The sequence below is a fragment of the Methylothermus subterraneus genome (genome assembly GCF_054656915.1).
The window spans coordinates 50,689-63,117 of sequence record NZ_BAAHXK010000011.1 but is presented as its reverse complement, the minus strand read 5'-3'; the positions used below and the strand labels follow the sequence as shown (position 1 = coordinate 63,117).

At 62.6% G+C, this 12,429-nt stretch carries 12 protein-coding genes and 4 tRNA genes; 7 read left to right on the top strand and 9 right to left on the bottom strand.

Annotated features, from left to right (window positions below):
* Positions 1-208 precede the first annotated feature (208 nt).
* The 4 genes from glmM to ACYQ3M_RS10005 all read left to right on the top strand — a co-directional run bounded on the left by glmM (position 209) and on the right by ACYQ3M_RS10005 (position 2,824).
* Positions 209-1,549 carry a phosphoglucosamine mutase gene (gene glmM / locus ACYQ3M_RS10020; protein ID WP_460035942.1) on the top strand — a complete coding sequence of 447 codons (1,341 nt, stop codon included), beginning with the start codon at positions 209-211 and terminating at the stop codon, positions 1,547-1,549.
* A gap of 54 nt (positions 1,550-1,603) precedes the next feature.
* Entirely contained in the window at positions 1,604-2,365 is a 762-nt protein-coding gene (gene tpiA / locus ACYQ3M_RS10015; protein WP_460035941.1) for a triose-phosphate isomerase, read from the top strand.
* A gap of 1 nt (position 2,366) precedes the next feature.
* Positions 2,367-2,732 (top strand): preprotein translocase subunit SecG, encoded by a 366-nt coding sequence (gene secG / locus ACYQ3M_RS10010; protein ID WP_460035940.1) that lies wholly within the window; start codon positions 2,367-2,369, stop codon positions 2,730-2,732.
* 7 nt (positions 2,733-2,739) lie between these two features.
* Positions 2,740-2,824: transfer RNA gene (locus ACYQ3M_RS10005), tRNA-Leu, on the top strand.
* 3 nt (positions 2,825-2,827) lie between these two features.
* On the opposite strand, the gene ACYQ3M_RS10000 is transcribed toward ACYQ3M_RS10005, so the two are convergent.
* The 3 genes from ACYQ3M_RS10000 to ACYQ3M_RS09990 all read right to left on the bottom strand — a co-directional run bounded on the left by ACYQ3M_RS10000 (position 2,828) and on the right by ACYQ3M_RS09990 (position 4,256).
* The gene (locus ACYQ3M_RS10000) at positions 2,828-4,006 is read right to left on the bottom strand and encodes a cytochrome P450 (RefSeq protein ID WP_460035939.1); all 1,179 of its coding nucleotides are present in this window, start codon (positions 4,004-4,006) and stop codon (positions 2,828-2,830) included.
* Positions 4,007-4,073: 67 nt separating this feature from the next.
* Positions 4,074-4,147 (bottom strand) — tRNA-Cys (locus ACYQ3M_RS09995).
* A gap of 33 nt (positions 4,148-4,180) precedes the next feature.
* A tRNA-Gly gene (locus ACYQ3M_RS09990) sits at positions 4,181-4,256 on the bottom strand.
* A 109-nt stretch (positions 4,257-4,365) separates the two neighbouring features.
* Between ACYQ3M_RS09990 and ACYQ3M_RS09985 the strand changes: the two genes are divergently transcribed.
* The 3 genes from ACYQ3M_RS09985 to ACYQ3M_RS09975 all read left to right on the top strand — a co-directional run bounded on the left by ACYQ3M_RS09985 (position 4,366) and on the right by ACYQ3M_RS09975 (position 6,364).
* Positions 4,366-4,905 carry an O-acetyl-ADP-ribose deacetylase gene (locus ACYQ3M_RS09985; RefSeq protein WP_460035938.1) on the top strand — a complete coding sequence of 180 codons (540 nt, stop codon included), beginning with the start codon at positions 4,366-4,368 and terminating at the stop codon, positions 4,903-4,905.
* Positions 4,895-6,217, top strand: a complete 1,323-nt coding sequence (locus tag ACYQ3M_RS09980) for a M18 family aminopeptidase (protein WP_460035937.1) — start codon at positions 4,895-4,897, stop codon at positions 6,215-6,217. Before ACYQ3M_RS09985 ends, ACYQ3M_RS09980 begins: the two co-directional genes overlap by 11 nt.
* A 71-nt stretch (positions 6,218-6,288) precedes the next feature.
* Positions 6,289-6,364: transfer RNA gene (locus ACYQ3M_RS09975), tRNA-Ala, on the top strand.
* 16 nt (positions 6,365-6,380) lie between these two features.
* Here ACYQ3M_RS09975 and purD read toward each other — a convergent pair.
* The 6 genes from purD to ACYQ3M_RS09945 all read right to left on the bottom strand — a co-directional run bounded on the left by purD (position 6,381) and on the right by ACYQ3M_RS09945 (position 12,429).
* Positions 6,381-7,655, bottom strand: a complete 1,275-nt coding sequence (gene purD, locus ACYQ3M_RS09970) for a phosphoribosylamine--glycine ligase (protein ID WP_460035943.1) — start codon at positions 7,653-7,655, stop codon at positions 6,381-6,383.
* Positions 7,656-7,657: 2 nt separating this feature from the next.
* Complete coding sequence (locus ACYQ3M_RS09965) at positions 7,658-8,074, bottom strand: YMGG-like glycine zipper-containing protein (protein ID WP_460035936.1); 417 nt, start codon at positions 8,072-8,074, stop codon at positions 7,658-7,660.
* Between the two features lie 75 nt (positions 8,075-8,149).
* Positions 8,150-9,865 (bottom strand): Hsp70 family protein, encoded by a 1,716-nt coding sequence (locus tag ACYQ3M_RS09960; protein ID WP_460035935.1) that lies wholly within the window; start codon positions 9,863-9,865, stop codon positions 8,150-8,152.
* Positions 9,858-10,445: a nucleotide exchange factor GrpE gene (locus ACYQ3M_RS09955; protein ID WP_460035934.1), complete on the bottom strand. Its 588-nt coding sequence runs from the start codon at positions 10,443-10,445 to the stop codon at positions 9,858-9,860. Before ACYQ3M_RS09955 ends, ACYQ3M_RS09960 begins: the two co-directional genes overlap by 8 nt.
* Positions 10,432-10,749, bottom strand: coding sequence for a J domain-containing protein (locus ACYQ3M_RS09950; protein WP_460035933.1), 318 nt, complete (start codon positions 10,747-10,749; stop codon positions 10,432-10,434). Before ACYQ3M_RS09950 ends, ACYQ3M_RS09955 begins: the two co-directional genes overlap by 14 nt.
* A gap of 9 nt (positions 10,750-10,758) precedes the next feature.
* The gene (locus ACYQ3M_RS09945; protein ID WP_460035932.1) at positions 10,759-12,429 is read right to left on the bottom strand and encodes a tetratricopeptide repeat protein; all 1,671 of its coding nucleotides are present in this window, start codon (positions 12,427-12,429) and stop codon (positions 10,759-10,761) included.

The following is a 12,429-nucleotide window of genomic DNA, read 5'->3' as shown; positions in this document are numbered from 1 at the left end:
AGCCGCCGACGCAAGGCCAGGCAGAAAGCGGCGGGCAACCGCAAGCTCCGGCGATTGCCCCTATTAGCAAACCCGCCGGCCAGCATTACGAAAACTGAAAACTCCTCCATCACCCCGCCCCCTCTTACGGGGCGCGGGGTTTTTATTTACTTCAGGTTTTAAGCGGCTTGCTATACTAAATTTAGTTTCATCGCGAAAAGGGGGGGTTGTGGCCAGACGCTTTTTTGGCACAGACGGGATCCGCGGCAAGGTTGGCGAGGCGCCCATCACTCCGGATTTCGTGTTGAAATTGGGCTGGGCGGCAGGACAAGTGCTCGGCGGCCAGGGGCCCGCTCACGTCCTCGTGGGCAAGGACACTCGGATCTCGGGCTACATGTTTGAATCGGCTTTAGAGGCGGGTTTGTCTGCGGCCGGCGTAGATACCCAACTGCTCGGTCCGATGCCCACGCCGGGAATCGCCTATCTGACCCGCACTTTGCGCGCCAAAGCAGGAATCGTGATCAGCGCATCGCACAACCCTTACCCGGACAACGGCATCAAGTTTTTCTCGGCCGCGGGCAAGAAGCTGCCGGATGAGGTAGAAGAAGCGATCGAGGCGCAATTGGATCGGCCGATGACCACGGTCGCGCCGGATCGGCTGGGCAAGGCGACGCGGATCGGCGATGCGCGCGGGCGCTATATCGAGTTTTGTAAGAGCACCGTCCCCTCCTGCATGGACTTGAGCGGCTTGCACATCGTGCTCGATTGCGCTCATGGGGCGACCTATCACATCGCCCCGCACGTGTTCAGCGAGGTGGGAGCTAGAGTGGAATGCATCGGCGTGCATCCGAACGGATTGAACATCAACGCCGGCTGCGGTTCCATGCACCCTGAGGCGCTGCGGCGCGAGGTGTTAAGCCGCGGCGCGGATCTAGGAATTGCGTTTGATGGCGACGGCGACCGAGTCCTGATGGTGGACCACACCGGCGCTTTGGTGGACGGCGACGAGATCCTCTACATCATCGCGACCTCCCGCCTAGCTTTAGGCAAGTTAGAAGGTCCGGTGGTTGGGACTTTGATGACCAATCTGGGATTAGAGCACGCCTTGGCGCAGCTCGGCGTCCCCTTGCTTCGCGCCCAAGTAGGCGATCGTTACGTCATGGAAATGCTCGAAGCTCACGGCGGCACTTTAGGCGGCGAAAGTTCCGGGCACATCATCTGTTTAGATCGCACCACCACCGGCGACGGGATCGTCTCCGCCCTACAGGTACTGGCGGAAATGTGGCGTACCGGCAAATCCCTGCACGAGCTCAAGCAAGGCATGCTCAAGTATCCGCAGGTCGTGCGCAACGTGCGGGTAAAGACCAAACCTTCTCGCCTGGAAACCATCGCTCCTGTGTGGAAGGTCAAAGAAGCCGTGGAACGCAAACTCAACGGCAGTGGCCGGGTGTTGCTTCGGCCCTCAGGAACAGAGCCTGTCGTTCGCGTCATGGTCGAGGGCCAAGACGCCGCCCTGATCGATCAGCTCGCGCAGGAACTGGCGGCGGTCGTCGAGCGTACTTTGGCGTAATTGCCCCAGATCAGACATCCGGCTAGAATATAAAAGTTTTTCAGAGGGGGAAAAATGCGCCGACCTTTGGTAGTGGGAAATTGGAAAATGCACGGTACGCGGGAGAGCGTCCGCGACCTGCTCGCCGCCCTTCTGCAAGGACTGCCGGGGAACTTGGCGGTGGAAGTTGGGGTATGCCCGGCGTACGTTTTCATTCCCCAAGCTTTTGAACAGCTCCAAAGCAGCCCGATCCTGCTCGGCGCCCAAAACGTCGCGGATCGAGAGGTAGGTGCCTTCACCGGCGAGGTCTCGGCAGCAATGCTCAAAGAGTTTGGCTGCCATCTGGCGATCGTCGGCCACTCCGAACGCCGCCAGTTCTACAACGAATCGGACGCGCTGATCGCCGCCCGGTATCAGCAGGCGATCAAGCATGGCCTGTGCCCTATTTTGTGCATCGGTGAGACCTTAAAGCAACGCGAAGCGGGCCAGACCTTTGAGGTTGTGGACGCGCAGCTCGATGCAGTTTTGGAGCGAGCAGGCTTAGATTCCCTCGCCCACGCCGTGATCGCCTACGAGCCGGTATGGGCCATAGGCACCGGTCGCACCGCAACCCCCGAGCAGGCGCAAGAAGTCCACGCGTATATCCGCCAAAAGCTCGCCGCTCAAGACCGCAGGATCGCTGAGAATGTTCGCATTCTGTACGGCGGCAGCGTGAACGCCGAAAATGCCAAGGCCTTGTTCGCCATGCCCGACATCGACGGCGGTTTGATCGGTGGGGCTTCGCTCAAAGCCGATTCCTTTTTAACGATCGTCCAGGCCGCTGGGGAGACTTGCTGATATGTACCAGCTTTTCATGGTGTTTCACGTCCTCATCGCGATTGCTATCGTGGTTTTGGTCCTCCTGCAGCAAGGCAAGGGGGCCGACGTCGGAGCGGCGTTTGGCTCAGGAGCCTCCGGCACCCTGTTTGGGGCGCGGGGTTCGGCCTCGTTTCTATCCCGCACCACGGCGATCCTGGCCGCGATATTCTTTCTTACCAGCCTGTCTCTGGCTTATTTCGCCGATTTTCGGGATAATAAAAAAAGTTTCGTCGAGATCTTAAAATCCGAGGGAGACCTGCCGCCAGTAAAACCGCAAGAGCCCGCATCGGACGCCCCGGCGCTTGCGCCTTCTGCGGACCAGCCAGCGCAGGAACCCCAAAAATAAACCTTACGCCGACGTGGTGGAACTGGTAGACACGCCGTCTTGAGGGGGCGGTGGCGAAAGCCGTGCGAGTTCGAGTCTCGCCGTCGGCACCAACCTTAACCTAAAATAGGCTCGATCCAAAACTCGAGCTTTTTAGGCACCAGCACCGTGCGCGCCTGAAGCCAAAGCGCGTCCTTATCCGGCTCGATCCTTGCTTTCTCCAGCAGCGCCGCCACGACGGCGGCGATCGTCGTCATCGCCCAAGCCTCCCCCACGCAGCGCTTGGGGCCGACGCCAAACGGAAACACCCCAAGCGCCTTGGGACGTTGGCCCTCAAAGCGCTCGGGAACGAACGCCTCCCCGTCTTGAACCCGCCGGTGGGCGAACCACAAGCAATAAATCACCTCGGTCCCTTGGGGGATAGGCACGCCGCCGATCTTTAACTCGGTCGTGGCCGTTCGCGCCGGCAAGGTGGGCACCGGCGGCAGCAGGCGCAAGGTCTCGAGGATCATGCGGCGCAAGAGGGGGCTTTGGGGGCCTTCCCGGCGCACCGCCTCTTGCCGGTCGGGATGAACGCCGAGCATCCAGAGCACAAAAGCCAAGCCGGTCGCGGTGGTGTCCTGGCCGGCAAACAGCAAAGAGCGAAGTTCCTCCCTCAAGGCGGGATCCTCCGCCGGCGCCCCGGGGACCGGTTTGCGCTCCGCGATCAGACGCTCGAGGGCTTCCCGATCCCGCCGCCCGATCCACTGGAACGGCCCAGCCAGCTTCCGCCCCAGACGCCGGCCGAAGGTCAGAAAGCCAAAGGTGGCCCACTCGGCCATCGTGTCCATGCGGTGGGTCAGACGGTACAGGCGCCGTGCGTCCAAGGCCTCGCCGGCGCCAAACAGCGTCTCAAGCAAGGCCTCCTGCACGATCCCCCGGCAAAACGGCACGCCCTGAACCCGCGTCCTCGCCGCCGGCCAAGCCCGCCGCGCCGCCCTATAGGCCGCCTCCTGCCAGGCCCGGACACGGTCGGCCGCGGGCTTGAGGTAAAAAAGCGCCACCTGCTTGTGCCCCCGCCAGTCCGCTTCCCGGGAGGAGAACATTCCCTCGCCTAGGATCGGATAAACCAGATCGTGCGTGAAAGCCTGCCGTGACAGCGCCCCAGCCTTTTCCAGTCGGACCGCCTCCAGGATCGCTTCCGGGGCGGTCAGTAAGGCTATATTTGCTCCAAAGCGATGCACGCTGACCGGCGGCCTATGCAGCCGACCGACCAGGGTAAGAAACGAGAGCGGGTGGGGTTTCAAACAAACCATGGCAGATCTGCGGCTGAGATTTTAGCCGGCCTTGAGGTCAAGGTTTAACAAAAGAGACGGCGGGAAATGGAGGCGGCGGTCGGAATCGAACCGGCGTACACGGCTTTGCAGGCCGCTGCATAACCACTCTGCCACGCCGCCAAAGATGAAAAAAGCCGCACGCGCGGCTAGAATTGGAGCGGGAAACGGGACTCGAACCCGCGACCCCAACCTTGGCAAGGTTGTGCTCTACCAACTGAGCTATTCCCGCGTTGGATGGTTTTTTATTGTAACTTTTGCAATTGGACTGTCAAGCAAAAAACTTCCGCAAAACCTTTATTTTGCGCATAATTGATTTTTGCATTGTTGCAGATCCGACCATGACCTGCATGCAACGCATTGAGCTCATCCAGGGCGACATTACCCAGCTCAACGTGGACGCCATCGTCAACGCCGCCAACAGTTCCTTGCTCGGCGGCGGCGGCGTGGACGGGGCCATCCACCGCGCCGCCGGTCCTGAGCTCTTGGAGGCGTGCCGCAAGCTGGGCGGCTGTCCTACGGGGCAAGCCAAAGCGACCCCGGGGTTCAGGTTGCCGGCCAAATACGTGTTCCACGCAGTCGGTCCCGTCTGGCGCGGCGGCGGCCACGGAGAGGAGGAACTCCTCGCCTCGTGTTACCGCGCATGCATGCGCCTAGCCCAAGAATACGGCGTTTCGACCATCGCCTTTCCCGCCATCTCCTGCGGGGCGTACGGGTTCCCGGTCGAACGCGCCGCGCCGATCGCCATTGCCACCATCGCCCAAGCTCTCAAGGAAAACCCAAAACTCCAAAAGGTCTATCTGGTCTGTTTTGACCGCGCCACTTACCAGGCTTACCAGGAAGCCTTGACCCACTTGCAGGGGCCAATCGATGCCGATTGATCCGGGACCGCGCCGCCAAGCCGAAGATCTGTTGCGCTTTATCGACGCCTCCCCAAGCCCTTGGCACGCCGCCGCGACCCTTGCCGAATGGCTGGAAGAGGCGGGCTTTCAGTGCCTGGACGAGCGCCAAGCCTGGGCGTTGGAGCCGGCGGGGCGTTATTACGTGCTGCGGGACGATTCTTCCCTGATCGCTTTTAGCCTTGGCACCGACCCTTTGCCGGAGGCTGGTTTTCGCATCGTCGGCGCGCATACCGACTCGCCCGGCCTGCGCCTCAAACCGCAGCCGGCGCATGTGGCCGATGCCATGCTCAGGCTCGGGGTGGAAGTTTACGGCAGCCCTATCCTGGCCACCTGGACGGATCGCGACTTAAGTTTGGCCGGACGGGTGGTCCTGCGCGGCGACTCTCCTACCGTATGCCTGATGGATTTTGCCGAGCCTTTGGTGCGCCTGCCGAACCTGGCCATTCACCTAAATCGCGAAGTCAACGAAGCGGGCCTGAAACTGGATAAACAGACCGAGCTGCCGCTGCTGCTTACGGAAGTAGAGGAAGGCTTGCCTGCGGCTCGGCAGTTCCTCCAGCTTTTGGCCGAACGCTTGGATTGCGCGGAAGAGGCGATTTTGAGCTTTGAGCTTGCCGTCTACGATACGCAAAAAGGGGGGTTCTGGGGGCCGCAGGGCGAATTCATCGCCGCCTCCCGCCTTGACAACCTGGCCTCGTGCCACGCCGCCCTGACCGCTCTCCTGGCCGAAGACGAAGCCGCCGCGACCCGGGTTCTGGCGCTGTTCGATCACGAGGAAATCGGCTCGGAAAGCTTCAAAGGGGCGGCTTCGAGTTTCCTTGGGGACACCTTGATGCGGATCAGCGCCAGTCTAGGCTTTAGCGCTTTTGACCACCAACGCGCCTTGGCCTCGAGCTTTCTGATCAGCGCCGACATGGCCCACGCCTTTCACCCCAACTTTGCCGGCGCGTACGAGCCAGAACACAAACTGATCATCAACCACGGGCCGGCGATCAAGGTCAACGCCAACCTGCGCTACACCACCGAAGCCTTTTCTCAGGCGCTGTTCATCGGCTGGTGCGAGGCGGCGGGCGTCCCTTGGCAAATTTACGCTCATCGCGGCAACCTCGCCTGCGGTTCCACCATTGGCCCCATCGCTTCCGCCAAGTTGGGCGTGCGCAGCCTCGACGTGGGCAATCCCTTATGGGCGATGCACAGCGTGCGCGAAAGCGCAGGGAGTCTCGACCACGCTTTTCTGATCCAGGCACTCAGACAGTTTTTTGCCTGTGCCAGAATTCCAGTCAACGGATGAGGCGCTTTTCCGATTTTGGAAGCCAAAGGTATAGCTTTCGCGCAGAATATTTGTTATATTTTTTAACTAATGGGGCCGTAGCTCAGCTGGGAGAGCGCAGCAATCGCACTGCTGAGGTCGGGAGTTCGATCCTCCTCGGCTCCACCATTCCCGTAGGCAGCTTTCAAGCTCGCCTCACTGCCCGCCAGCCGATGTCGCGGCGGTAATGTACCCCAGGCCAGTGGATTTTTTCAACTTGGGCATACGCCTTGCGCTGAGCCTCGAGCACGCCATCCCCCAAAGCGCACACGCACAGCACCCGCCCGCCGGCGGTGACCACTCGGCCCGCTTCTAGGCGGGTACCGGCGTGGAATACCTTCACGTCTTCTTCCTCTTCCGCGGGCAAGCCTTCGATCACATCGCCCGTGCGGTACGCCGCCGGATACCCTGGGGCGGCCAGCACTACCCCGAGCGCGGCGCGCCGATCCCAGGTTGCGCTCACCCCGGCCAGGCTGGCGGTCGCCGCCAGGCAAAGCTCGGCCAGATCGCTCTGCAAACGCAACAGGATCACCTGAGTTTCCGGATCCCCCAGGCGGCAGTTGAACTCCAGCACCTTGGGGCCGGCGCGGGTGAGCATTAATCCGGCGTAGAGAAAGCCGGTGTACGGCGAACCCTCGGCCGCCATGCCGGCGAGAGTGGGACGGACGATTTGCTCCAGAATCTGGCGCTCGATTTCCCGGGTGACCAAGGGCGCCGGGGAATACGCTCCCATCCCGCCGGTGTTGGGTCCCAAGTCGCCGTCCAAAAGCCGCTTGTGGTCTTGGGAAGTCGCAAGCGGAACAAAGTCCTCGCCGTCGGCTAAGACGATGAAGCTGAGTTCCTCGCCTTCCAAAAACTCCTCGATCACTACTTGCCGGCCCGCTTCGCCGAAAGCCCCTTCCGCCAGCATGCTCCGGACGGCGGCGACCGCTTCGGCTTCGGTATGGGCGACCACGACTCCCTTGCCGGCGGCCAACCCGTCGGCCTTGACCACGATCGGCGCGCCTTTGGCGCGGATGTAAGCTATCGCCGCCTCGGGTTCGCTGAAAACCGCGTAGGCGGCGGTGGGGATGCGATAGCGCGCCAGAAACGCTTTACAAAAAGCCTTGGAGCCTTCGAGCCTGGCCGCCTTTTGGGTCGGGCCAAGACACCTAAGGCCCCGGCGCCGGAAGACATCGACGATGCCTGCCACCAAGGGCGCCTCCGGCCCTACCACGGTGAGGTCTATCCTATTTTGGCGGGCGAAATCGGCCAGGCGGTCGATCTCTTCGGCCTTCACGTTCACGTTCTCCACCTTGGGTTCCAAGGCGGTGCCGGCGTTGCCGGGAGCGACGTAAACCCGCTCCACCTGCTCCGATTGGGCCAGCTTCCAAGCCAGGGCGTGCTCGCGCCCGCCGCTGCCGACAACGAGGACGCGCAGCATCAGTCGCAGATCTCGCGCTCTTGTTCCTGCACCACTTTGCCGCCCTGCCAGATCCGCTCGCGCACCATCCGGCAACCTCTCCTGCTGCTGGGCAGCGGTTCGGCCTCGACGCGCTGCCAGCCGTCCTCGCTCTCGTAAGAAACCGGCCGTCCTGAGCGCGCCGCCTCGTAAGAAGCGCGGCGGGAAATCTCAGTCACCGTCCCGCCCAGAGCGGCGCCTAAAGCGCCGCCGATCAACGCGCCGCGCCAACGGTTGTGCTTGTCGAGCAAGGCCCCGGCCGCGGCTCCGATCGCGCCCCCGGCCGCCGCCCCTTGGTAAGGATAAGGGCTGGAGCCATAAGGCATATCCGCACACGCCGAAAGTAAGGACACAAACGCCAGCAAAGTCAACCCGGCGATCACGCGCTTTAAATTCATCCTCGTCTCCTGTAGGTCGTTTAGAAACTCACCTGCCATTTTACCCGCGCAAGCTGAAGCTCGGCTGTACGCGCATCAGTGGCCCAAATAGTAGAGAATCTCGCGCAAGGTTTCCAGCGGCGCTTGGAGCATCGCCTCGTCCTGGCGCTCGAGCGCTTGGCCGACGGCGGTAAGCGCCTCGAGGAGGGCGGCGCGATCCTCCTCGCCTAGCTCGGGCAGCCTCCGCTCGGCCTCGGCCACAAGGATTCTGGCGGCGGCATGCGGTTCCTCCTCGCTGCCGAACCAGGCCGAGATCTTGGCGCGGGCGCTTGTGATAGCCTCTGGGCCCAACCGACAAGCCGCAGGTTCGATGCGGACGCTCTTTTCCAGGCCGGTGGCCTTCTCGGTGGCAGTGACTTTGAGGATCCCATCCAGGTCGAGGTCAAAGCGGACCACGATGGGGTCCCCCGCCGGCGCTTTGCGCAGCCCCTCGACCGTGAATGCGCCGATCAGCACGTTGTTCTGGGCGTCTTCGTCTTCGCCCTGATAGACCTTGATTTCGACCTGCTCCTGCGCGTCTGTTAAAGTATAAAAGACCTCGGCTTTGGAGGCCGGCAAGGGCGTGTTCTTGCGGAGGATAGGAGCGAACACCCAGGGATGCAAGGCGCCGTCTCGCCGTTTCCCTAAGTAGCTGATGCCGAAGGTATAAGGAGTGACGTCCACGAGCACCGAACCAACCTTCTCCCCGGTGAGCACCCCCGCCTGCACCGCCGCTCCCAGCGCCACGCCCAAATCTGGATCGACCGCCGCGCAGGGGAAGCGGCCTAGTTCTTCGGCTAGGCGCTCTTGAACCAAAGGGGTGCGGGTCGCGCCGCCGACCAGCAGCACTTCGTCGATGTCGGAGACGGTCAAAGCCGCACTGCGCAGGGCGATGTAAAGAGCGTCCAAGGTACGATCGAGATAAGGGGAAATCAGCGCCTCGTACTCCTGCCGCGACAGCTCCAAATCCAAATGGATCGGCACGCCGTCTTGCTCGGTCAAGAACTCTTCCCGAATCCGCGCGTAGGGGCGGTCCGACAAACTCAGCTTCGCCGCCACCGCCGCCCGCCACAGGCGGGCCATGGCCCGCCGGTCGGAGCCAACGTCTACTCCGTAGGTTTCTTCAAGCCGTTCGCGCAACAGCTCGACGATCTCACGGTCGAAGTCGTCCCCGCCCAGGTGGTTGTCGCCGTGGCTGGCGATGACTTCGACCACCCCGGCCTCGACCTGAACCACCGAAACGTCGAAGGTCCCGCCCCCCAGATCGTACACGAGGATTTTTCTAGGACGGGTAAGATCGGCTTGATACACCAGCGCCGCCGCGGTCGGTTCATGCAGCAGGCGCACCACCTCGAGGCCGGCGATCTGCCCCGCCTCCCGGGTAGCCTGGCGCTGGGCGTCGTTAAAATACGCCGGCACCGTGATCACCGCCTTGCCAAACGGCCGGCCCAGATGGCGCTCGGCGCGCTCCTTCAAAGTTCTAAGCAAAATGGCCGCGATCTCCTGCGGGCTAAACTCGCGCTCGCCCAGCCGGACGGTTTCGCCGCTTCCCATCTTGCGTTTGATCGAGCGCACCGTGCGTTCTGGATAAAGAAGATGCTGGTTGAGCGCCGCCTCGCCCACCAACAACCGTCCCGCCGGGTCTATGCCCACTACCGAAGGCAGGATCCGGTTGCCGGACTCATCCGGGATGACTTCAGGCCTGCCCGCTTTAAGAACCGCCACCTCGGAGTTGGTGGTTCCAAGATCGATGCCGAGGATCGGTTCAGCCACGCTTGTTGACCCTCACTTCCGCCACTTTAAGCACCTCGCCGCGCCAACGCCAACCCCGCCTGAGCACCCCCACCACCTGCGCTTCGGGCAGGCGGCGCAGACAGACCACCTCCACCGCGCGCATCGTCACCGGATCGAACGGCCGATCTTGAGCTTCGATCGCTTCGACCCCCAAGGCCGCCAGCTGCTGGTCGAGGCGCAGCAAGATTAATTTAAACCCCGCCAAGACCGCCTGGAATCGTAAGCCTTTGCGCCGGCACATCAGGCGCGTCAGCCAGGTGGGGCGCAGCCGCGCCAATGCCTCAATGCCAGCCTCGAGCCGATCGCGCAGCTCGATTAGGTCCAAAAGCACCGGCCGCAGCCGTTCGCGTTCGATGCTCTGGAGACGGGCGGCGCGATCGGCTTGTTCCCGTTCGAGCAGATCGTTTAAGGTCCGTCCCAATTTTTGGGTTTCAATCCGCAGCGCGGTGAGCTCAACCAACACCTGCGCCGGCCCCACCGCAGGTCCCGCCTCGACCTGCGGGTTTGCGGCCAGAAACCGCTCGAACGCCGCCAGCAAAGCTTCCTTATCGCTCGCCATCGAGGCACTCGAGGAGCAGCTTGTGAAACTGGGCAAGGCTTGGCCGGCGCGGACTCAGGCGCCAAACCAAGCGCTCGACCTCCTCCCGCGAAGGGCAGTGAAACAGCGCGTACTCGATCCTGGCCCTTGGGTCGCGGATTTGTTCGTAGGCGCGGCGAATCGCCTGAAATTCGGCCGGGGCGCGCTCGGGGGGAAAAGCCCGGACTTTGGCCAAATAAGCGCGGCGGATCGTTTGGTCGTCGGCATCCGGGGACACGCCAAGGACGACAAACGGCGAAAAAGTCGTTAGCCGGGTTTCAACCATCTTGCCCTATCATCCGCTCAACGCGCGGTCGTATCCTGCCAAAAACTCGGCAATCCGCGCGGCCAAACGGTGTCTTCCGCCGGCTTGGGCCGCCCCAAGCGCTTGCTCCAAGACAAGCCAATCGCGCCAGCCAAGCGCAGCCGCCGCTCCTTGGCATTTGGCCACCACGTCGAAATAATACAACGCCGGCAGTTTGCGTCGCCACAGAGGTCCGCGCGCGTAATCGCGCACCCACTGGTATTGCTCCAGCGCCAACAGCCGCTCGCAGACGGCTTCGAGCTCCTCTTCGCGCCACTTTAGAAACACCCCGCGGCGCAGGAGCGGCCGCGCGGCCTTAAGCAGCGGCTCCTTGGGCGCGCCGGAAGATACTGCCTCCTGCGCCAAGTCGAGTACTCCGATGAGGTGGTCCGGATAAACCGACAGCGCAGCGACTTTAAAAACCTCGCGCAGCCGGCTCAAATAAGGTTTGGCGCGCTCAGGCGCCAGGCACAAAACTTCCGCGGTAAGCCAAAATTCCCCGAGCGGCGCCGGCAAAAGCGAAGGGAAGTGAGGTTCGGGCTCTCCCCGGCGCAAGGCCAAGACGACTTCCAGCGCGTTGAGTTTGGCCTGCTCTTTAGCAGTGGACACCCATTCGGCCGCTTTCCCGAGCTCTTTGGCCGCAAGCTGCAGCCTGCCGGAAGCGATCTGCTTGCGCGCGAGGCTTAAGGTGGCGGCAAAAAGGCGCTGCCGCGCGGCTCGATCGCGCGGATCGAGCGTAAGGTGCTTGGCCGTCAGGCGCGCGGCGTATTGGCAAGCGCCGCGCGCGAGGGCCACCGTGGCCGCCATCTCTAATACGGCCGGGTCGTCGGGAAAGCGGCTCAAGGCGCCCTTGAGCAATTTGCTTAGGGCTTTGAGGTTTCCGAGCCTTTGATACCACTCGGCCAGCTCAAGCCAGCTTTCCCGATGATCCGGGTCGAGGCGCACGGCGCGTTGCAGCATCTTTTCAACTTCTGCCGCCTGCGGTCCGAATAATTTGGCCGCCAAAGCGGCGCGATGGCGCGCGACCGCCGCCTCCAAGCGCTTGCCTGCCTGCTCATACCCGCAGCCGACCTCACCCCAGAGCTTGAAAGCGGTTTTGAAGTCTTCAGCGCGTTCGGCCGCAAGCGCCGCCAGGCGCTGTTCTTCCACCGCGGGCAAGGGAAAGCGCTCACGATAAGCCGCTTTGCCCTCGGGATAGTCCACAAGCAAGGCTTTGAGCGCTTCCTGCACCACCGGCGCGTGCGGCCCTTGCACTTGCGCCAGCAAGGCGGCAAACAATTCTGGAAGCGAAAGCTTAGGTCCCAAGATCGCATCGGCGAATTCGCGCGCCGCCGGCCGCAAAGCGCGCCTGTCCCCGGCAAAAATCGCATCCACCGCTTCGGCCACAGGAGCCAACGGGGAATCCGGCCCGATGCGGGCGAGCCAGCGTTTGCCCTCCTCGATCCGCTCCGGGAAAGCGGTCAAAGCGCCGAGCAAAAAGCGCAAATCCCGGTACGGGGAACGGAAAGGGATCGCTTGCAAGGCCTCGTGCATGGCCGCATCGTCCCCTTGGCAATAGGCCGCAATCGCCGCCTGCGCGGCGAGCAAATGCTTTCGGTCCGGCGCGTCTTCGGTCAGATCCTCATCACCGGCCAAGGCCCTGAGAACCTGCGCGCTTTCCAT

Bases quoted from the DNA above. Each gene is read 5' to 3' on its own strand.
- ACYQ3M_RS09980 (WP_460035937.1), top strand. From the start codon at position 4,895: ATGCCGATTGATCCGGGACCGCGCCGCCAAGCCGAAGATCTGTTGCGC.
- ACYQ3M_RS09965 (WP_460035936.1), bottom strand. From the start codon at position 8,074: ATGAATTTAAAGCGCGTGATCGCCGGGTTGACTTTGCTGGCGTTTGTG.
- ACYQ3M_RS09985 (WP_460035938.1), top strand. From the start codon at position 4,366: ATGACCTGCATGCAACGCATTGAGCTCATCCAGGGCGACATTACCCAG.
- ACYQ3M_RS09950 (WP_460035933.1), bottom strand. From the start codon at position 10,749: ATGGTTGAAACCCGGCTAACGACTTTTTCGCCGTTTGTCGTCCTTGGC.
- ACYQ3M_RS09955 (WP_460035934.1), bottom strand. From the start codon at position 10,445: ATGGCGAGCGATAAGGAAGCTTTGCTGGCGGCGTTCGAGCGGTTTCTG.
- secG (WP_460035940.1), top strand. From the start codon at position 2,367: ATGTACCAGCTTTTCATGGTGTTTCACGTCCTCATCGCGATTGCTATC.
- tpiA (WP_460035941.1), top strand. From the start codon at position 1,604: ATGCGCCGACCTTTGGTAGTGGGAAATTGGAAAATGCACGGTACGCGG.
- ACYQ3M_RS10000 (WP_460035939.1), bottom strand. From the start codon at position 4,006: ATGGTTTGTTTGAAACCCCACCCGCTCTCGTTTCTTACCCTGGTCGGT.
- ACYQ3M_RS09945 (WP_460035932.1), bottom strand. From the start codon at position 12,429: ATGGAAAGCGCGCAGGTTCTCAGGGCCTTGGCCGGTGATGAGGATCTG.